Below are 19,508 nucleotides of genomic sequence, written 5' to 3'. Positions count from 1 at the left end.
ACGAGGCGAACCGGGAGAACTGAAACATCTAAGTACCCCGAGGAAAAGAAATCAACCGAGATTCCCTCAGTAGCGGCGAGCGAACGGGGATTAGCCCTTAAGCATCTTGGAAGTTAGTGGAACGGTCCTGGAAAGGCCGGCGATACAGGATGATAGCCCCGTACACGAAAACAACCTTGATGTGAAATCGAGTAGGGCGGGACACGTGACATCCTGTCTGAATATGGGGGGACCATCCTCCAAGGCTAAATACTCCTGACTGACCGATAGTGAACCAGTACCGTGAGGGAAAGGCGAAAAGAACCCCTGTGAGGGGAGTGAAATAGAACCTGAAACCGTGTACGTACAAGCAGTGGGAGCCCTTCGGGGTGACTGCGTACCTTTTGTATAATGGGTCAGCGACTTACATTTTGTAGCGAGGTTAACCGTATAGGGGAGCCGTAGGGAAACCGAGTCTTAACTGGGCGTCTAGTTGCAAGGTGTAGACCCGAAACCGGGTGATCTAGCCATGGGCAGGTTGAAGGTTGAGTAACATCAACTGGAGGACCGAACCCACTAACGTTGCAAAGTTAGGGGATGACCTGTGGCTGGGGGTGAAAGGCCAATCAAACTCGGAGATAGCTGGTTCTCCCCGAAAGCTATTTAGGTAGCGCCTCGGACGAATACTACTGGGGGTAGAGCACTGTTTGGACTAGGGGGTCATCCCGACTTACCAACTCCATGCAAACTCCGAATACCAGTAAGTAATATCCGGGAGACACACGGCGGGTGCTAACGTCCGTCGTGAAGAGGGAAACAACCCAGACCGCCGGCTAAGGTCCCAAAGTTCTGGTTAAGTGGGAAACGATGTGGGAAGGCTCAGACAGCTAGGATGTTGGCTTAGAAGCAGCCATCATTTAAAGAAAGCGTAATAGCTCACTAGTCGAGTCGGCCTGCGCGGAAGATGTAACGGGGCTCAAACCAGGCACCGAAGCCGCGGATTCACACTTATGTGTGAGTGGTAGGGGAGCGTTCTGTAAGTCTGCGAAGGTGTATCGAGAGGTATGCTGGAGATATCAGAAGTGCGAATGCTGACGTAAGTAACGATAAAGGGGGTGAAAAGCCTCCTCGCCGGAAGACCAAGGGTTCCTGTCCAACGTTAATCGGGGCAGGGTGAGTCGACCCCTAAGGCGAGGCCGAAAGGCGTAGTCGATGGGAAGCAGGTTAATATTCCTGCACGACTTGTAATTGCGATGGGGGGACGGAGAAGGCTAGGTGGGCCAGGCGACGGTTGTCCTGGTGAAAGTGCGTAGGTGGTGTTTGTAGGCAAATCCGCAGACACAACACTGAGACACGAGACGAACACACTACGGTGTGGAAGCCATTGATGCCCTGCTTCCAGGAAAAGCCTCTAAGCTTCAGATTACAAGTCATCGTACCCCAAACCGACACAGGTGGTCGGGTAGAGAATACCAAGGCGCTTGAGAGAACTCGGGTGAAGGAACTAGGCAAAATAGAACCGTAACTTCGGGAGAAGGTTCGCTCTTGACAGTGAAGTCCCTTGCGGATGGAGCAGTTGGGAGTCGCAGTGACCAGATGGCTGGGACTGTTTATCAAAAACACAGCACTCTGCAAACACGAAAGTGGACGTATAGGGTGTGACACCTGCCCGGTGCCGGAAGGTTAATTGATGGGGTTAGCGCAAGCGAAGCTCTTGATCGAAGCCCCGGTAAACGGCGGCCGTAACTATAACGGTCCTAAGGTAGCGAAATTCCTTGTCGGGTAAGTTCCGACCTGCACGAATGGTGTAACCATGGCCATGCTGTCTCCACCCGAGACTCAGTGAAATCGAATTCGCCGTGAAGATGCGGTGTACCCGCGGCTAGACGGAAAGACCCCGTGAACCTTTACTACAGCTTGGCACTGAACATTGAACCTACATGTGTAGGATAGGTGGGAGGCTTTGAAGGCGTGACGCCAGTTGCGCTGGAGCCGTCCTTGAAATACCACCCTTGTATGTTTGATGTTCTAACGCAGGGCCCTGAATCGGGCTCGCGGACAGTGCCTGGTGGGTAGTTTGACTGGGGCGGTCTCCTCCCAAAGAGTAACGGAGGAGCACGAAGGTTGGCTAATCCTGGTCGGACATCAGGAGGTTAGTGCAATGGCATAAGCCAGCTTAACTGCGAGACGGACAGGTCGAGCAGGTACGAAAGTAGGTCATAGTGATCCGGTGGTTCTGAATGGAAGGGCCATCGCTCAACGGATAAAAGGTACTCCGGGGATAACAGGCTGATACCGCCCAAGAGTTCATATCGACGGCGGTGTTTGGCACCTCGATGTCGGCTCATCACATCCTGGGGCTGAAGTCGGTCCCAAGGGTATGGCTGTTCGCCATTTAAAGTGGTACGCGAGCTGGGTTCAGAACGTCGTGAGACAGTTCGGTCCCTATCTGCCGTGGGCGTTGGATGATTGAAGGGAGTTGCTCCTAGTACGAGAGGACCGGAGTGAACGAACCTCTGGTGTTCGGGTTGTCACGCCAGTGGCACTGCCCGGTAGCTAAGTTCGGAATCGATAACCGCTGAAAGCATCTAAGCGGGAAGCGAGCCCTGAGATGAGTCATCCCTGACCCCTTGAGGGTCCTAAAGGGCCGTTGGAGACCACAACGTTGATAGGCGGGGTGTGTAAGTGCAGCGATGCATTGAGCTAACCCGTACTAATTACCCGTGAGGCTTAACCATACAACACCCAAGAAGTGTTCTGGGCCTTGTAGCGAATGAACGAATTACTTACATCAGCTTTCACAGATTGAAGATTTTGCCTGGCGGCCATAGCGCCGTGGAACCACCTGATCCCATGCCGAACTCAGAAGTGAAACGCGGTAGCGCCGATGGTAGTGTGGCATTCGCCATGCGAGAGTAGGACACTGCCAGGCACCCAATTAAACAGCGCCGTGCACATCACGACGTTGGCCGAGAGGATGACACCTCAACGAAGCGGCAAAAAATTTAGCGCAAGCTAACCGAATGCGGAGCGGTAGTTCAGTCGGTTAGAATACCGGCCTGTCACGCCGGGGGTCGCGGGTTCGAGTCCCGTCCGCTCCGCCACTAATTTGAAGGCCTTCCCTGATGGGAAGGCCTTTTTGCTATGGGCGGTTTTGTCCATAAGAACCACAGATTTGCACAGCAGAGCCCAGTCGTGAGACTGGGCTCTGCTGTTTTTAGCGTGTTAAGCAGCCAGTGTTAGCATTTATCTAGAGGAAGAGAACTAAGACCCTGTTATCTCCTCCATTTTCTATCTATATCAAGCCCTTATCTGATCGATTACTGGTCATTTTAACTGGTTTACTTTTGGCCAAACTCTGTTCATGGTGCGCGATTAGGGTTGTATCTCGTTTATAACTCGGTAGAGTAAGGGCATCTTGAGTTTGCCTGTCCCGCGCCGAGTTTGCCGGGTTCCAGGTGTAACTTGGCCAGTTTTTATCAACCTTAAGTCAGTGGTATCGATATGGAACAAGTAAACAAGTCCACCTTCAGCGATGTACTGGAATATGTGCGTATGTCCCGTCGCCAGAACAAACTCAAGCGTGAAATTGCGGATAACGAGAAGAAGATCCGTGACAACCAGAAGCGCGTGCTGCTGCTCGATAACCTGAGCGACTACATCAAGCCGGGCATGAGCATTGATGATGTACAGGCGATCATTGCCAACATGCGTACCGACTATGAAGAGCGCGTGGATGATCACATCATCAAGAACGCCGAGCTCTCCAAAGAGCGTAAAGAGCTGAGCACCAAGCTGAAGGGCATGAGCTCTCACAAATAAGCGTTGCGCTTTCGCTTAAAAGACACCGGCCACTGGCCGGTGTTTTGTTATCAGCTCGGATCTCTGCCACTCCTGCAACAATCGGCTCCCCTTTTTAGAATTGCCCTGTTACCATCACTACAAAGCGGTCAATAGTTTCAAGCCATTGACTTGAAAAGACTAAGCTTGAGTGAAATACAATAAATTGCGCAACCATGGTGGGGCTGATATGGGCGCATCAGAACAGACGGATTTGACACAAGTGGCATCTCAAGATTCATCTGTCCAGACCACGGACGGGAACCCAAAGCGCAAGCGTCGTCCCTGGTGGCGTTGGCTGTTCTGTTTTCTCTTTTTATTGTGCCTGGGGGCGGTGATCGCTCTGGTTGGCTATGAGATGAAAACCTCGAAGCTGCAATCTCAGGAGATCTCCCGCTATGCCGCCAAGCTCACCTATCAGGTCGAGCCTGGCCAGAGCAAGCAGATCGCTTTCCCTGAGGATGGCCCGTTCGACAAGCGGCTCGGCTATGTGCAACTGCCGATGATGCAGGAGCGTTTGCTTCAGCGGGGCTATGAAGTCAGCAAGCAGGTACATTTCTCCGACGCGCTCTATGACTACGCCAGTCGTGGCTTCTTCGTGCCCTATACCGAGAAGGTGCAGGCCGGACTGACGTTGCACGATTGCCGCGCCGAGCCCTTCTATCAATTCAAGTATCCGACCCATCACTATCCGGATTTTGATTCCATTCCGCCGCTTGTCATCCAGTCGCTGCTCTTTATCGAAAACCGCGACTTGCTGAGCAACGAAGAGCCGCTGGCCAACCCGGCGGTCGACTGGCCCCGTTTTGCCAAGGCCGCGCTATCTCAGGTGGGCAAGGCGCTCGATATGCAGGATCAATCTGCCGGTGGCAGTACCCTGGCGACCCAGGTGGAGAAGTATCGCCACTCGCCGGATGGCCTGACCCTGTCGCCGACAGAGAAGATCCGTCAGATGGCCTCTGCCAGCGTGCGGGCCTATCGTCTCGGACCGGAAACCCTTGAAGCGCGCAAACTGGTCGCCTGGGCCTACCTCAACTCGGTACCGCTCTCGGCTGCGCCGGGATATGGTGAGGTGCATGGTCTGGGAGATGGTCTCTGGGTCTGGTTTGGTGCCAATGTCGATGACGTGAACCGTCTGCTGGATCCCGCCCGCAACCAGAACGCACCGCTGGCCGAACAGGGGCTTGCCCTGCGTCAGGTGGTCTCGCTGATGATTGCGCACCGCCGTCCCTCTTACTATCTGGCTCAGGGGCGAGAGGCATTGGCTACCCTGACCGACAGCTACCTGCGCCTGTTTGTGCAGGAGGGAATGATTACGCCACCTCTGATGGAGGCGGCGCTCAAGGCCAAGATTACTTTTCGTGACTTCCTGCAGTCCCCTGCTATCACCCGGGTGAACAATAACAAGGGGTTGCAGGTTGCCCGTACTCGTCTGAGCCGTCAGCTTGGGGTGCAGCTCTATGACCTCGACCGGATGGATCTGACCGCCGATACCAGCCTCAACATGCCGTTGCAGAACGAAATCTCCCGTTATCTGCAACAGCTGGCCGACCCGACGTTTGCCGCCCAGGTAGGGCTGTTTGGTGAGCGCCTGCTCTCGCCGGAGAAGACGGGCGATGTGCGCTACAGCTTCACCCTGTTCGAGAAGTCGCCGGAAGGGTTCAAGGTGCGGGTGCAGACCGACAACACCGATCAGCCGTTCGATATCAACGAAGGTTCCAAGCTGGAGTTGGGCTCAACCGCCAAGTTGCGGGTGCTGACCACCTATCTGGAGATCGTGGCCGAGCTGCACGACAACTATGCCGGGATGCCGGTCGAGAATCTGCGTCAATTGGCTGCCGTCTCTCAGGACAACCTCAGCCGCTGGGCAATCTCCTATCTGATGACGGCTCAGGACAAGAGCCTGCCTGTAATGCTGGAAGCGGCGCTGGATCGCAAATATTCCGCCAGCCCCAACGAAGGGTTCTTTACCGGTGGCGGCATGCACACCTTCAACAACTTCCGTAGAGAGGATAATGGGCGTATTCCCCCTATCCGCGATGCGTTGCGCGAGTCCATCAACCTGCCGTTTGTGCGGCTGATGCGCGATATCGTGCGCTACAGCCTCTACAAGGAGGGCAACCGTGCCCAGTTGCTCAAGGATGACAAAGATCCCCGTCGTCAGGAGTATCTGGCTAAATTTGCCGACAAAGAGGGCCAGACCTATCTGCTGCGCTTCTGGCGCAAATACCGCGGCAAGACCCCCGAGGAGCAGCTCGATACCTTCCTCGATGGTCTCAAGCCGAGTGCGGTACGTCTGGCGGCAGTTCACCGCTACCTGATGCCGGAAGCCAGCGAAGCGGCTTTTGCTGCCTTCCTGGCGGAGCGGTTGCCGCGGGAGAAGCTGAGTGCGAAGCGGGTCAATCAGCTCTATGTGAGTTATGGCCCGGGCAAGTATTCACTGCCGGATCAGGGCTACATCGCTCGGGTTCACCCGCTGGAGCTGTGGCTGCTGGCCTATCTCAAGGAGTTCGACAAGGCGACCTTTGCCGACGCGGTAGCGGCCAGTCGTGACGAGCGGCAGGAGGTCTACAGCTGGCTGTTCAAGACCCGTCATCGCAGTGCCCGTGACAGCCGGATCCGCACCATGCTGGAGGTTGAAGCCTTCCTCGATATCCATCAGCGCTGGGCCAAGCTCGGTTACCCGTTCGACCATCTGGTGCCTTCGCTGGCGACCGCGTTGGGTAGCTCCGGCGATCGTCCGGCAGCACTGGCCGAGCTGATGGGGATTATCCAGAATGGCGGTATCCGCTCGCCAACCTTGCGTATCGAGCATCTCTCGTTCGCCAAGGGGACGCCCTTCGAGACCGAGTTTGAGCCGCAGCACACCGAGGGAACCCGGGTGATGCCGGCCGAGGTGGCGGCCGCCCTGCGCAGTGCGCTCTCCAAGGTGGTCGAAGGGGGCACGGCAAGACGTATCGCCGGTGCCTTTACCCTGCCGGATGGCACTGTGTTGCAAATGGGGGGCAAGACCGGAACCGGGGATAACAGGATTGAAACCGTGGGTCGTTATGGCAACGTGACCAGCTCGCTGGCGCGCAACCGCACCGCAACCTTCGTCTTCTATCTGGGTGAGGATCACTTCGGTACCCTGACCGCCTATGTACCGGGTAGCCAGTCTGACAAGTTCCGCTTCACCTCGGCGCTGCCGGTGCAGGTGCTCAAGGGGATGGCTCCCCTGCTGACGCCTTACCTGCAACCGGGCTCCCATACCCAGTGTCTGGCGAACCAGTGATGCGAGCGAATTAACGCTCATCACGCATATTACTAACCAGAGAAAAACGGGGAGGCTGACAGCCTCCCCGTTTTTATTTCCTCGTCGGACGCAGCAGCGCTCGATTACGATCAGGCGTTCAGTACGAACTGCTCGATCACCTGAGCCACGCCATCTTCATCGTTGCGGGCAGTGGTGTGCTGGGCGAGAGCTTTGATCTCGTCGGTGGCATTGCCCATCGCAACCCCGAGGCCTGCGTATTCGATCATGTGGCGATCGTTGCCCGCATCCCCGACGCAGATCACCTGATCGGCGGTCAGGCCAAGGTGCTCGGCCAGTGCGGCCACGCCGGTTCCCTTGTTGCTCTGCTTGTTCATGAACTCGAGGAAGAAGGGGGCGCTCTGTACCACGGTATAGCGCTCATAGAGCTCTGCAGGCAGTCGCTCGATGGCGCGGGAGAGCTGGGGCGGTTCGTCGATCATCATCACCTTCATGATCTGCTCGTCGGCAGGCAGGGTAGCGAAGTCGATCAGATTGATCGGCATGCCGATCAGGCGGGATTCGTGCTCGGTGTAGGTGCTGACACGGGGACTGATCAGACCACGGGTGACCGAGAAACCGTGAACGTTCACCTCCAGATCGTCAGCCAGTTTGGCGACGGCGCTGGCGTCACTGCCGGTCAGCAGCTGGCTGCGGATGATGCGCTGATCGGCCACCTGTTGCACCAGAGCGCCGTTGTAGCAGATGACGTAGTCATGCTCTGTGGTGAGGCCGAGCTCCTCCAGATAGCGGCTCATCCCTTCCAGCGGGCGGCCGGAGGCCAGTACTACGGTTACCCCTTTGGCGCGCGCGGCACTGATGGCGGCGTGGGTGTGGGGAGTAATCTGGCCCTGCGGGTTGAGCAGGGTGCCATCCATATCCAATGCAATCAGCTTGTACATCTCTCACTACCTGAGTCTGGGTGGCCCGCCCGGTGGGGCCAAGGAAGTGGCGAGTGTAGCGAAAATCGACGGCGGGATCACGGACGATACAGCGGCAGTCCGTGCCGGTTGAGCTATTTGTGCCCCTCGTAAGGGGTCATCTCCAGGGTTTCATCATGGATGGTCAGGCGGGTAGGGCCTCGAGTGATGGTAACCTTGCGTTTGAAGCTGGCCATCTCGACCTCGATGCCGGAGTAGAGGTGCTGGGTGGCAATGACCTCCATCTGAGCCATCAAGTTTCGCAGCTCCTCCTGGTTGGCGGTGAGCTGCTCATCGAGCTGGGCCAGTTCGGCCAGCTGATGGTCCCGGATCGGTTTGAGCTTGCGCAGGGTATCCGGATTGCGCTTGTCGCCGGGCAGTTGCAGCAACTTCATGACCAGCTCCTTGATTTTCTCCAGCTGGGCCTGACACGCCTGCTGGCGCAGCTTGAGCTGGTGTTCCTGCTCCTTGTGGGTGAAGTAGCCGCCAAGGATCTGCAGCCGGGTATGGTTGGCGGCCTCGGCCCCCAGGCTGGGGGCCATGATCAGGCGATTGGCAATGCTGGTGCCCCCCAGCAGAGTGCCTTTGCGCATGTTGCTATCGCCTACCTTGATATCTTGTCCGCTGCGGGAGTAGCAGTGGCTGAGCTGGCTCTGGATCTGGATATCCCCCCCCGCTTCCAGCTGGGCATACTGGGCGTAGCTGGCGTGGATCTCCCCCTGCGCATTGAGTTGGCAAAGGTACTCCCCCTGCTCGTTGCGGCGGCCAATGATGCCGTGACGTACCGTAATGCTGCCCCCTGCCTCGATCCAGCCCCCTTCGATAAAGCCGCCAATCACGATGTCACCGCTGACCCGGATCTTCATGCCCGGGTTGACGTCGCCGCTGACGATTAAGCCCCCTTCAAAATCAATGTGACCGTGGCGGGCATCCACCTGTTTGACGCTGAGCACCTCGTCCACCTTCATGCCCGCTTTCTCCTGACAGGGCAGGCCCGCCCGACCGGCAATCAGCAGGTCTGGATCGTCGGGGGAGATGAAGGTGCCCTCACCAGCACTCATCGGACTGTCTTTGCCATCTTTAGCGGGCAGATCCTGACCGGTCACGGTAAAACCGGGTACCCCGACGGTGGCTGGATGACGGCGCATCAGCGGAGCACCGGCCTTGACGGTGACGATGGAGCCGAGATCCCGCAGGTCGACCTTGCCATGCCCCAGCTCCTGCGGTTTGAGGATCCGTTCGGCCGGGGTCTCCACCAGCCGCTCATAGCGAGTGTCCTGACCATTGACGGCAGGCTGGCCGTTGGCAATTACCAGCTTGAGCTGACTGCCGGGGGCAGCCTCCTTGGCTGACTGGATGGCAGCGGTGAGCAGTTGCTCACTCACCCCCTGTTTGATTTCGCTGATGGCGATCGCCTCTTTCAGCTGTTCCAGCGTCACATACTTGCCCCCCCAGTCGGCAGTGATCTGGGCGATGGCGCTCATGCGATCCTTCTCCACTATTACGGCGAGTCGGGCATCCTGACGCTTGCCGACAGGGATGGGGTTGGCGGGGACGGAGGCGGCAGGGTTGGTGAGCAGGGTATTAAGCAGGCTGATGGCCTGTTTGATCCCCTCGGGCAGCGGCTGATAGCGGCGACAGTTGGAAGCGAGCAGCAGAGCCTGCACATCTTGTTCCGTGACAGGTTTGGTGAGACCGGCGGCAATCCGCAGGCAGACCAGTTCCATATCGCTTGATAGCAGCAACCACTCTTTGCTTAACACCGCATCTCCTTGCTGGATGAGAACGGAACGATCGGCTCGCTCCTCTACTGTCATTTAATCTCTCAATGATTAATAAAGCGAGTCACCAACCCTGAGAGTGGGCAGTATTCAGATATTTCCTCTGAATGGTCAATGAATTGAAGTCAAATCGGTGATGGCGGCCAGATAAATGTGGGCGCTGTTTGGAAACGGAGTGAAAAGACGGATCGCAGCGCCAGCGACATAGGGTAGCTGGCAGGGGGGAGGTGGTTATCAGCTGCGCTGGGCTGTTCTGGCCAGGGTGAGGTAATCGCCGAGCACCGGTTCACCCAGCATATGGCGGCGCAGCATGTCGAGGGCGGCAAAGGCGAGGATCTTGCGGCGGCTCTCCGGGTCGGGGTGGCGGACCTTGACCGTCTGACCGACGTGTTTTCCATCGGCGCTGAGTAGCAGTGGTACACCCTCGGTGCCCTCTCGCCCTATGGTCAGTTGCAGGCCCGCATCGGCGGTCGGCAGTTGCGCCAGCTCATCGGCCAGTTGCGCGCTGAAGTGTGCTTCCAGCCGGGGATGGCCGTGACAAAGCGCCAGCAGCGCACCTCCACTCTCCCCCTCCAGCAGAGCCAGCGGTTTGCCTTGCAGCAGCGCAAGGATCTGCTGCGCCGGTTCCGTATCTCCGCCGCCAACCAGCCAGGGGCGGATCGTATCCAGCAGTCGGCGCTCTGCACTCTCCATGTCAGCGGCACTGGCGCCGTGGCCGATCAGCTTCAGCTCGATAAGGGGCATGGAGGAGCGGTAACCCAGCTCGATGCCGGCTGGCCAGGGTTCGGCATCCAGCATATCGCTGAGGGCAGATTCCGAGACGCCGAAGGTGTAAAAGCGACGCAGCTCGGTATCGATCTGCGCACCGGTCAGCTGTTTGAGGCGCGGCAGAATTTGCTCACGCACCATCTGTTTGAACTCGAACGGCACACCCGGGGTGAAGAAGAGCTGACTCTGGCCACTTCGCACCACAAAGCCGCAGGCGGTGCCGACCGGGTTGTCGAGGATCTCGCTCCCCTGCGGCAACCAGGCCTGTTTGGCATTGCTTTGTGCCATGGGGCGACCACGGCTGGCGTAGCGGGCCGTGATGGTAGCAAGCCAGTCGGGGAAAAGGGTGAGCGGCTGTTCAAAGGCTTCAGCTGCCGCCTGAGCAGTGAGGTCGTCGGCGGTGGGCCCGAGCCCGCCACACACCAGCACCACCTCGGCGCGGCTGGCACTCTCTTGCAGCACCGTTTTCAGGTCAGCGAGGTTGTCCCCTACCGTCAGGCGACGGCGCACCTGCCAGCCCTGCTCCAGCAGCAGAGCGCTGAGCCAGGCCGCATTGGTATCCACCACCAGACCCGTCACTATTTCGTCTCCGGTGCTGATGATCTCGATACGCATGGCAGGCTCCTTGGATTAAACGGGTGGCAACGGTTGGCCTCGGGCCAACACAATCAGGCTTTGTTGTGCTCGAAGTAGTAGCTGATCCGGGTACGCGGATTGAGGTACTCGAACACGGCGGGCGGCAGCCGTTTGGGGTGGATCACCTTGGCGATTGACAGTTCGGCTTGCTGCAGGTCGATGATGGCGGCTTCCTGACGGGGAATGCGCGGATCGTAGACCAGCACCGAGGGGTAGAGCAGGCGAGAGGTGTTGACCGACATCACCAACCCCACCTGACCATTGGAAAGCTGCACCACGCTGCCCGGGGGGTAGATCCCCATCAACCGGATCAGCTTGCTGAGGTACTCCGGATTGAACTGTGCCTTGCGCTGCTTGTAGAGGCCACTCAGGGCCGAATAGGGCACCTTGGCCTGCATGTGGCAAAGGTTATCGTACTCGTTGATCAGCGACACCACCTGAGTCTGCTGATCGAGCTGGCCACCCTTGAGCCCTTCCGGTCCGCTGCCATCGAGATATTCGTGGTGATGCAGCACGATCCCTTTCGCTTCAGACGGGAAATCCTTGGCCAGATTGAGCAGATCCAGCCCGTAACGCGGGTGCTGGGCCATCAGGTTCTGCTCCGGCTTGGTCAGCGGCTCGGTCTTGCGCAGGATCTGACTCGGGATTTTCAGCTTGCCGATATCGTGGAACAGCGCCCCCATGCCGACCTGACGGATCTGGTCGGCCGTCATGCAGCACTCCTTGGCCAGCAGCATGCTGAGCACGCTCACATTGAGGGAGTGGAAGTAGAGGTTGTTGCCATCCTCACTGTCGGAGACCAGATGGAGCACCATCTCGTCCACCGAGAGCAGCTGCTCGGTCATGGCGTTGACCAGCTCCTGCGCTTCGCCGATGGCATTGAGGGGGCGGGACTGGATCTTGCTCATCACACTGCGCACCTGGGCCAGCGACTGCTGAAACTGCTTCTCGCACTGCTGCAGGTTGCGACGATACTGCTGCAACTGCTCGATGCGGCGGTCCTTCTCCTGCTGCATCTGGGCCTGCCGCTGGGCGGCGTCTGCGCTCTCTTGTTGCTGAGGCTGTACCTGATTGAGGGGCTTGGGCGGCACGTCGCTCTTGTCGGGAATGATGGTGACCAGTTTCAGGCCGAGCCGGCGGATCAGCTCGATCTCTTCTTCACTTTTGATCTTGAAGCTGGAAAACAGGAACGGGTGTTCGCGCCACCCCAGTGGCAGGGACACATAGTTGCCGACTTGCAGTCGATCTACGGAAATCTTGATACCGGTCATTATCTTGGCAGCAGGAGATACACTGAGCCGTATGCTAGTCAAAGGCGGGGGTGAATACAAAAGGTATCTGATGACAGGGTGAGCGCTTTGTTATAGGCTTCTGGATGTCCAGACATATTTACCGATGCAGTACAGGGAGTAAGCATGCCGATCAAGATCCCGGATCAGTTACCCGCCGCCGAAGTGCTGGGGCAGGAGAACATCTTCGTGATGACGGAATCCCGGGCCGTCACCCAGAACATCCGCCCGCTGCGGGTGTTGATCCTCAACCTGATGCCAAAGAAGATTGAGACCGAGATCCAGTTGATGCGGATGCTCTCCAACTCGCCGCTGCAGGTGGATGTGGATCTGCTGCGCATCGACGATCGGGAGTCGAAGAACACGCCGCAGGCCCATCTCGAGAACTTCTATCACGACTTCGAGCAGGTGCGTGGCAACAACTACGACGGCATGATCATTACCGGGGCGCCGCTCGGGCTGGTGGAGTTTGAGGAGGTGGTCTACTGGCCGCGTATCGTCGAGATCATCGAGTGGTCCCATCAGCATGTTACCTCCACCCTGTTCCTCTGCTGGGCGGTGCAGGCGGCGCTCAAGGCACTCTACGGCATGGAGAAGCAGACCCGGGGCGAAAAGCTCTCCGGGGTTTACCGCCACCATCGCCTCGATGAGCACGAGCCGCTGTTGCGCGGTTTCGATGACGAGTTTGTCGCCCCCCACTCCCGCTATGCGGCATTTGATGGCGATCTGATCCGCGCTCACACCGCCTTGCAGATCTTTGCCGAATCGGAAGAGGCAGGAGTCTATCTGGCGGCGACCAAGGATTGTCGTCAGGTGTTTGTCACTGGCCATCCGGAGTACGATGCCCTGACCCTCGATGGCGAATATCGCCGGGATCTGACGGCGGGGCTAGAGCCGGCCATTCCGGTCAATTACTACCCGAATAACGATCCGGGCCGGACGCCGCGCGCCAGCTGGCGCAGCCATGGCCATCTGCTGTTTGCCAACTGGCTCAACTACTACGTCTATCAGCTCACCAGCTACCGAGTGGAAGATATCGGCAAGGTCTTCACCTACGACCAGGGGGGCAAGTAGTCAGTCGCCCCGCGCCAGCCGCTCGGCCAGCTGGTCGAGCCATTGGCGGTGGCAGGCCAAGGTAAACGCCTTGGGTCTGTGAGCCTTGATGGCAGCCATCGCCTCTTGTTGCGGCTGGCCGAGGGTCATCAGCAGCGCGGCGGCGACCAGCCCGGTACGACCGCTGCCCCCTTTGCAGTGAATGACCAGATGCTTGCCATCCCCCAGCAGCTCGCGCAGCTGCGGCAGCGCCTGTTGCCAAGCAGTCTCGAAGGCGGCATCGGGGGCCAGATCATCCCCGATGGGCAGATGGAACCAACGCATCCCTTCGTGCTCTACCTGCTGGCCGAGTTGCGCCAGTTCGAGCCGGATCAACTCGGCGCTCGTCATCAGGGTCACCACGCCATGGGCACCGGCTAACCGCAGTTGATCGAGCGCCAGGGTCAGCGGCACCTGCTGAGTGCCGGGACAGGGGGTCAGCAGCAGCTGGCCATCGACACGGGGAACCTCAAGGCTCCAGAAGGGGTGAAACAGGTGCATGGCGGATCCTCGCGTGGTGGCTGCTGGGCTGCGTCCGGTGAATGGCGCCAAGGATAGGCTGGGCGGGGGGGATGTCAATGGCCGTTGTGTTTGCCCAGGTTTACGGGCAGAGTCTAAAAAATTGAGCGGTGCAAGGAGTTAAGATGAGAAACTTGGATCAACTGGATTTGGATATCCTGGCCCATCTATTTCGGGATGCGGGCATGACCAACAAGGAGCTGGCCGCGCTGGTGGGCGTTGCCCCCTCCACCTGTCTGGAGCGGGTGCGCAAGCTACAGCAGGATGGCGTGCTCAAGGGGGCGCACTGCGAAGTGGATTATCAGGCTCTCGGTGGCCACATTCAGGCCATGGTCTCTCTGCAACTGGCCCGTCACAGTCGTCAGATTATCGATGCCTTCCGCGATGCCATTCTGGCGCTGCCCGAAGTGATCAGTCTGTTCCACATGGGGGGCAAGGATGATTTTCTGGTGCACCTGTGTGTCTCCGATACCGAGCACCTGCGCAACTTCGTTTTTGACCACTTCACCTCCCGCGAGGAGGTGGTGCACCTGGAAACCTCGCTGGTGTTCGAGCACAAGTTCAGTCGCTCCCTGCCCTGCTTTCCCCAGCCATAACAGCCTCTATGGGTAAATGGAACAAACCGCCAGCTGGCGGTTTGTTCCATTCTGCTATCAGTTGAGTTGGAACCTGCCGCTCAATTGGCAGCGGTGCGCTCATCCTTTGCCGTCTGATAGAGGCTCTTCTGATAGGCCATGCTGCCCCAGAGCACCAATCCGAGCGCACTCTCTTTCAGCTCATCCGGTTGCGCAGCCGGGGTCAGCTTCTCGCTGGCATCATCGTAGATATAGCCCTCCGCCGCGCGCTCCGGTTGCAGGATCACCACATCCTTGCCGCGCACCAGGGCGAAGTTCTTGTCGTACTGCATGATGGCGCGCCCCGGCCAGTCGGCAGGCATGCGAGTCAGATCCTTGCCGAGCATAGGATAGTCGGCACTGATCCCCATCAGGGAGAGCAGGGTGGGCGCCATGTCGATCTGGCTGACGATGCGTGGATCCTTCTTCGGTGCGATACCCTCCCCCACGATCACGCCGGGGATATGGAAACGGGGGATGGGGACCAGGCTGGCGCCGCCGACCCGGCTGTCGTGGTCGGCGATGACCAGGAACAGGGTATCCTTCCAGTATTCGGACTGCTTCGCCTTCTTGAAGAATTCGCCGATGGCGTAATCCGCATACTTGGCCGCGTTGTTGCGGGTCTGCTTGGGCTGCTCGAACAGTTCGATGCGGTTATCCGGGAATTCGAACGGATCGTGGTTGCTGGAGCTGAACACCAGGCTGAAGAAAGGTTTGCCCTGTTTGTGCAGCGCCTTGAAGGTCTCGTCGGCCTTGGCCATCAGGTCTTCGTCAGAGGCCCCCCAGGAGCCCTCGAATACCGGCTGCTTGAAGTCCTTCTGTTCGACGATGGTAGTGAAGCCGTTGCCGAGGAAAAAGCTGCGCATATTGTCGAAATGGCTCTCGCCGCCATAGATAAAGCTGGTGTTATAACCCCGCTGTTTGAGCAGATCCGCGATGGTGAAGAAGTGGGTTTGGCTCTTGCCTAGCTTGACGACAGCCTGCGCCGGGGTCGGCGTGAAGCCGGTCAGCACCGCCTCGATGCCACGCACCGAACGGGTACCGGTGGCATAGAGTTGTTCAAAGGCCCAGCCTTGTTGCGACAGAAGGTCGATGTTGGGAGTAAGCGGCAGGCCGCCGAGGGAGCCGACAAACTGGGCGCCTAGGCTCTCTTGCAACAGGATCACCAGATTCTTCGGCTTGCCCTTGAAGCTTGCCTCGTTGAAGGTCTGACTGGGCAGTAGTTCCGAGCTGAAATCACTGGCCGGACGACCACTCTCCTTGCGGACAATATCCAACACCTGCTGCTGGGACATTTTACCGTAAAAATGGCTGGCATCCCCTTCCGCGCCCATTTGCTTGATGGCAAAGAAGAGGGAGTAGGCTGAGTTGACGGTCAGGGCGTTGACCAGCGGATCATCGGCAAAGGCGACCATGGCCGGGTTCAGGGCGCGGTGGCCGAGACTGGAGCGGGCACCGAGAAAACCTATGGCCAGAATGAGCAGGGCGAAGGCCGGACGCAGATACCAGCGGGGGAAGCTGAGGCCACGCACCAGACTGCCGCTCAGCCACCAACCGCCGGTCAGCACGGCGCCGCTGAAGAGTACCGCCAGCAGCAGCTCGGCTTTGCGGCCCGCCCACAGCATGGCGAACACCTCTTTCGGATAGATGAGGTACTCCACATAGAGGCGGTTGGGGCGCACGCCATACTCGGTGACAAACGAAGGGGTGGAGATCTCGAGGAACAGCATCAGCCAGAGTCCGACGGTCAGCCAGACGCGCATCAGCTGCAGCCAGCCCCGGCCGATGGCATGGGGGCCTGCCAACAGCAGAGTGAGCATGGCGGGGACACCCCAGACCCAGCAGAGGGTCGCAAAGTCGACCCGGATCCCTTGCAGCAGCATCTCCTGCCAACCGGCCACGGCATCCACCCGTTCCAGTTGCCAGAGACCGAGGGCGATCCGGCTGAAAGAGAGAGAGAAAAGCGCGAGCGCGCAGAAGACGGCGAAGGGCCAGAACGGACCGAGTCGCTGTTTTAAAGTTGTCATGTTTGTTCCTGAATGAGCCTGTAAGCGTCTGTCCACAGACGTTTTTTTAGTTGTTGTGAGGTTATGACAGATCGAATTGGTTAAGGTTGCATTCAAGTTTGTTAAAAGTCGGCATTAACACATTTATCATCTAAAAATGTGATGTCGCGCGCTTAATGAGCACAGCATAACCTGCTGGATAAAATGTGACCCGCAGCGCGTATGGGGATGAGTGCGCAATTTATAATTGCCGCGAATTATCTCAATCGGAGCCGAAGGGATGCCGGTCTTTATCGATGTCGAGTATGTGCGGGGATGGCGCCTGTTTCTGGTGCTGTCAGACGGCACCACAGGCGTGCTGGATCTGACCCCCTGGCGAACCCAGCCGCTGTTTGCAAAGCTGGAGAGCGAGCGTCACTGCGCCCGGGTCTTCATCAACCGTCACCACCAGCTGGAGTGGCCTGTTGGCTGCACGCTATCCGCCCATGAGGTCTATCACCTCATCTCTCCCATCGATGAGCGGGAAGCCTTCAGCTAATCCCCATTTTTTGTGAGCCAACGCCAGATTCCTGTTGCTGGAATGTTTGCCCGTTTGCCTTTCTGAGCCAACTTGGGTAAAACCTGCGCAACATTTTGCCAACTTGCCTTCGCTTCACCTGACAGAGGCTTGCCGCTTTCGCGCCGCAGGCCTTTTTTGCGGCCTGACGGCAAACCTTTCCCTTGCTGAAAGGTTTGATTGGTTGAATGAAAATAACAAAACAAACAAATACATAAGGAAAATGTATGGCTTGTCATATGCGCACACCCCTTGCCCTGCTGGTGGGCGGGCTCGCCTGTCACGGCGCTGCCGGTCAGGAATCGGTTCAACAGCTGGATCCCATGGTGGTGGTGGCAACCCGCCCCGCCAGCACACTTGAAGTGACGCTGGATCCCAAGAAGCCCGGTTCCCCCATGCCCGCTGCCGACGGCGCCGGTTATCTGAAGAATGTCACCGGCATGAGCATGGTGCGCAAAGGGGGGCTCGGTGGCGACCCCGTGCTGCGGGGGATGGGGATGTCCCGCCTCAACGTGCAGATGGATGGCGGCATGCTGGCCGGTGGCTGTGGCGGCCGGATGGACCCGCCCACTGCCTATGTGTTCCCCCAATCCTTTGACCGGATCCGGGTGCTGAAGGGGCCGCAATCCCTCGAGCAGGGTGCCACCTTGGCGGGAACCGTGCTGTTCGAGCGGGACAGGCCCGAGTTCACCGCGCCGGGTCTCAAGGCCGATGCCTCGGCCCTCTTTGGAAGCTTCGGCCGCGATGATCAGATGGTGGATATGACGGCGGGCTCGACCGACGGCTATCTGCGCGGTCAGTTCACCCACTCCGATAGCGACGATTACCGCGATGGTCACGGTAACAAGGTGCGATCTTTCTATCGCCGCGAGAACGGCACCGCCCAGTTGGGCTGGACACCGGGGGAGCACACCTGGCTGGAACTCACCGCCGAGCGTAGCAATGCCCGCGCCGCTTATGCGGACCGCACCATGGATGGCCCCATGTTTGACCGCGAATCCTTCGGACTGAAGCTCAAGCAGGAGCAGATCACCACTTACTGGCAGCGCAGTGAGCTGACCCTGTGGGACAACTACATCGACCACATCATGGACAACTTCAGCCTGCGGCAAAACAGCGGCATGAAGATGCTCTCCAACCCGGATCGCCGCAACACCGGCGGTCGCTGGGCTAACGACATCGCCCTGCCTGCCGACTGGTTGCTGACCGCCGGGTTCGACAGCAACCGGGATCAGCACCGCAGCCGGGGTGGCGTCGATTATGCGACGCAAGATCGCCAGCGCACCCTGCGTTTCGAGCAGCAGGGCGGCTTTGCCGAGCTGGGACGTCATCAGGGGGCCCACAGCTACAAGGGGGGTTACCGTCAGGATAGGGTCGAGACCACCCGTTATGGCGCCGGTGAACAGACCCTCTACAGCGATACCCTGAGTCTTAACAGCGGGTTTGGCCGCTACGAGTACCAGTGGTCTCCCCGCTGGTCCAGCTATCTGGCCTGGGGGCAGGCGGAGCGGGCGCCGGACTACTGGGAGCGCAGCAAGGACAGCATCCCGTTCACCCTTAACCCGGAGCGCAGTCGCCAGTGGGATGCGGGTCTGGCTTTGCGCAGCCGCGAGCTGGATCTGACCCTCTCCCTCTTTAGCGCCGATATCAAGGACTACCTGCTCTACAACAGCAAGTCGAACAAGGTGCGCAATATCGACGCCCAGACCCGAGGTGGCGAGCTGGAGGGGCGCTGGCAGTTTGCCGAGCAGTGGCGTCTCGATGGTGGTCTGGCGGTGGTCTACGGCGAAAACCAGAGCGACAACAAACCGCTGGCCCAGATGCCACCGCTCGATGGCAAGCTAGCCCTTGGCTGGCAGCCAAATGAGGCGCTGAGCTTTACCCTGCTGGGGCGCGCGGTGGCGGCGCAGGATCGGGTAGATCTCTGGTCCGGCACCGTTGCGGGTCAGGATCAGGGGGAGACTCCGGGCTTCTTCACCATGAACCTGAGCGGTGCCTGGCAGTTTGCCAAGGGATGGCAGCTCTCGGCCGGGGTGGACAACCTGTTCGACACCTTCTACTACGAGCACCTCTCCAAGTCGGTGCACGCCAGTCAGGCCGGGCTGGGCTATGAGCAGAGCGGTCGCATCCCCGAGCCGGGTCGCTCCTACTGGCTCTCGGTCAACTACCGCTTTGCCTCGGCGGGAGTGCTCTAACCAGTTGAGTCAGATAACGTT

The 19,508-nt window shown here is 58.7% G+C and carries 13 protein-coding genes, 1 tRNA gene and 2 rRNA genes (1 of these 16 cut by a window edge); 9 read left to right on the top strand and 7 right to left on the bottom strand.

All coding sequences use genetic code 11. The annotated features are described in order from the left end of the window. From ACTG1P_RS10990 to ACTG1P_RS10970, 5 genes are all read left to right on the top strand, one after another. Window positions 1–2,717, top strand: a 23S ribosomal RNA gene (locus ACTG1P_RS10990); it begins 173 nt to the left of the window's first position. A 79-nt stretch (window positions 2,718–2,796) separates the two neighbouring features. Beyond that, window positions 2,797–2,911: ribosomal RNA gene (gene rrf / locus ACTG1P_RS10985) — 5S ribosomal RNA — on the top strand. Between the two features lie 95 nt (window positions 2,912–3,006). Continuing rightward, window positions 3,007–3,083: transfer RNA gene (locus ACTG1P_RS10980), tRNA-Asp, on the top strand. Between the two features lie 400 nt (window positions 3,084–3,483). Beyond that, window positions 3,484–3,801: a PTS system regulator TmaR gene (tmaR, locus tag ACTG1P_RS10975; protein ID WP_033136060.1), complete on the top strand. Its 318-nt coding sequence runs from the start codon at window positions 3,484–3,486 to the stop codon at window positions 3,799–3,801. A 208-nt stretch (window positions 3,802–4,009) separates the two neighbouring features. Further along, window positions 4,010–7,093 (top strand): transglycosylase domain-containing protein, encoded by a 3,084-nt coding sequence (locus ACTG1P_RS10970; RefSeq protein WP_440001282.1) that lies wholly within the window; start codon window positions 4,010–4,012, stop codon window positions 7,091–7,093. A 110-nt stretch (window positions 7,094–7,203) separates the two neighbouring features. Here the strand turns inward: ACTG1P_RS10970 and yidA are convergent, their stop codons facing one another. From yidA to ACTG1P_RS10950, 4 genes are all read right to left on the bottom strand, one after another. Beyond that, complete coding sequence (gene yidA / locus ACTG1P_RS10965) at window positions 7,204–8,013, bottom strand: sugar-phosphatase (RefSeq protein ID WP_440001281.1); 810 nt, start codon at window positions 8,011–8,013, stop codon at window positions 7,204–7,206. 113 nt (window positions 8,014–8,126) lie between these two features. Continuing rightward, the gene (locus ACTG1P_RS10960; protein ID WP_440002298.1) at window positions 8,127–9,794 is read right to left on the bottom strand and encodes a FapA family protein; all 1,668 of its coding nucleotides are present in this window, start codon (window positions 9,792–9,794) and stop codon (window positions 8,127–8,129) included. Between the two features lie 252 nt (window positions 9,795–10,046). Then, window positions 10,047–11,195: a CinA family nicotinamide mononucleotide deamidase-related protein gene (locus ACTG1P_RS10955; RefSeq protein WP_440001280.1), complete on the bottom strand. Its 1,149-nt coding sequence runs from the start codon at window positions 11,193–11,195 to the stop codon at window positions 10,047–10,049. Between the two features lie 53 nt (window positions 11,196–11,248). Beyond that, a complete protein-coding gene (locus ACTG1P_RS10950; protein WP_440001279.1) occupies window positions 11,249–12,487 on the bottom strand; it encodes an HD-GYP domain-containing protein in 1,239 nt (412 codons plus the stop codon). A 144-nt stretch (window positions 12,488–12,631) separates the two neighbouring features. Here ACTG1P_RS10950 and metA point away from each other — a divergent pair, with 144 nt between their 5' ends. After that, on the top strand, window positions 12,632–13,579 hold the full coding sequence (gene metA / locus ACTG1P_RS10945) for a homoserine O-succinyltransferase MetA (RefSeq protein ID WP_440001277.1): 948 nt from the start codon (window positions 12,632–12,634) through the stop codon (window positions 13,577–13,579). Here the strand turns inward: metA and ACTG1P_RS10940 are convergent, their stop codons facing one another. Continuing rightward, on the bottom strand, window positions 13,580–14,098 hold the full coding sequence (locus ACTG1P_RS10940) for a cyclin-dependent kinase inhibitor 3 family protein (RefSeq protein WP_440001275.1): 519 nt from the start codon (window positions 14,096–14,098) through the stop codon (window positions 13,580–13,582). Window positions 14,099–14,241: 143 nt separating this feature from the next. On the opposite strand from ACTG1P_RS10940, the gene ACTG1P_RS10935 reads away from it, so the two are divergent. Then, window positions 14,242–14,712, top strand: coding sequence for an Lrp/AsnC family transcriptional regulator (locus ACTG1P_RS10935; RefSeq protein ID WP_201948061.1), 471 nt, complete (start codon window positions 14,242–14,244; stop codon window positions 14,710–14,712). An 80-nt stretch (window positions 14,713–14,792) separates the two neighbouring features. Here the strand turns inward: ACTG1P_RS10935 and ACTG1P_RS10930 are convergent, their stop codons facing one another. Continuing rightward, window positions 14,793–16,757, bottom strand: coding sequence for an LTA synthase family protein (locus tag ACTG1P_RS10930; RefSeq protein ID WP_440001273.1), 1,965 nt, complete (start codon window positions 16,755–16,757; stop codon window positions 14,793–14,795). A 259-nt stretch (window positions 16,758–17,016) separates the two neighbouring features. Here ACTG1P_RS10930 and ACTG1P_RS10925 point away from each other — a divergent pair, with 259 nt between their 5' ends. Further along, window positions 17,017–17,274, top strand: coding sequence for a DUF2442 domain-containing protein (locus ACTG1P_RS10925; RefSeq protein ID WP_005335997.1), 258 nt, complete (start codon window positions 17,017–17,019; stop codon window positions 17,272–17,274). Here the strand turns inward: ACTG1P_RS10925 and ACTG1P_RS10920 are convergent. Then, the gene (locus ACTG1P_RS10920; protein WP_127006022.1) at window positions 17,271–17,531 is read right to left on the bottom strand and encodes a hypothetical protein; all 261 of its coding nucleotides are present in this window, start codon (window positions 17,529–17,531) and stop codon (window positions 17,271–17,273) included. The two genes, ACTG1P_RS10925 and ACTG1P_RS10920, sit on opposite strands and share 4 nt — an antisense overlap. Between ACTG1P_RS10920 and ACTG1P_RS10915 the strand changes: the two genes are divergently transcribed. Next, on the top strand, window positions 17,520–19,487 hold the full coding sequence (locus ACTG1P_RS10915; RefSeq protein WP_440001271.1) for a TonB-dependent copper receptor: 1,968 nt from the start codon (window positions 17,520–17,522) through the stop codon (window positions 19,485–19,487). The two genes, ACTG1P_RS10920 and ACTG1P_RS10915, sit on opposite strands and share 12 nt — an antisense overlap. Window positions 19,488–19,508: the final 21 nt, after the last annotated feature.

This window comes from Aeromonas sp. 11P (assembly GCF_051920165.1).
GTDB classification, from domain to species: domain Bacteria; phylum Pseudomonadota; class Gammaproteobacteria; order Enterobacterales; family Aeromonadaceae; genus Aeromonas; species Aeromonas veronii.
The sequence above is the reverse complement of the archived record's forward strand: the minus strand, read 5'-3'. Positions and strand labels throughout refer to the sequence as shown.

Coding starts and splice junctions, on each gene's coding strand:
- ACTG1P_RS10935 (WP_201948061.1), top strand. CDS start 14,242: ATGAGAAACTTGGATCAACTGGATTTGGATATCCTGGCCCATCTATTT.
- ACTG1P_RS10920 (WP_127006022.1), bottom strand. CDS start 17,531: ATGACAAGCCATACATTTTCCTTATGTATTTGTTTGTTTTGTTATTTT.
- ACTG1P_RS10940 (WP_440001275.1), bottom strand. CDS start 14,098: ATGCACCTGTTTCACCCCTTCTGGAGCCTTGAGGTTCCCCGTGTCGAT.
- ACTG1P_RS10925 (WP_005335997.1), top strand. CDS start 17,017: ATGCCGGTCTTTATCGATGTCGAGTATGTGCGGGGATGGCGCCTGTTT.
- metA (WP_440001277.1), top strand. CDS start 12,632: ATGCCGATCAAGATCCCGGATCAGTTACCCGCCGCCGAAGTGCTGGGG.
- tmaR (WP_033136060.1), top strand. CDS start 3,484: ATGGAACAAGTAAACAAGTCCACCTTCAGCGATGTACTGGAATATGTG.
- ACTG1P_RS10930 (WP_440001273.1), bottom strand. CDS start 16,757: ATGACAACTTTAAAACAGCGACTCGGTCCGTTCTGGCCCTTCGCCGTC.
- ACTG1P_RS10970 (WP_440001282.1), top strand. CDS start 4,010: ATGGGCGCATCAGAACAGACGGATTTGACACAAGTGGCATCTCAAGAT.
- ACTG1P_RS10915 (WP_440001271.1), top strand. CDS start 17,520: ATGGCTTGTCATATGCGCACACCCCTTGCCCTGCTGGTGGGCGGGCTC.
- ACTG1P_RS10950 (WP_440001279.1), bottom strand. CDS start 12,487: ATGACCGGTATCAAGATTTCCGTAGATCGACTGCAAGTCGGCAACTAT.
- yidA (WP_440001281.1), bottom strand. CDS start 8,013: ATGTACAAGCTGATTGCATTGGATATGGATGGCACCCTGCTCAACCCG.
- ACTG1P_RS10955 (WP_440001280.1), bottom strand. CDS start 11,195: ATGCGTATCGAGATCATCAGCACCGGAGACGAAATAGTGACGGGTCTG.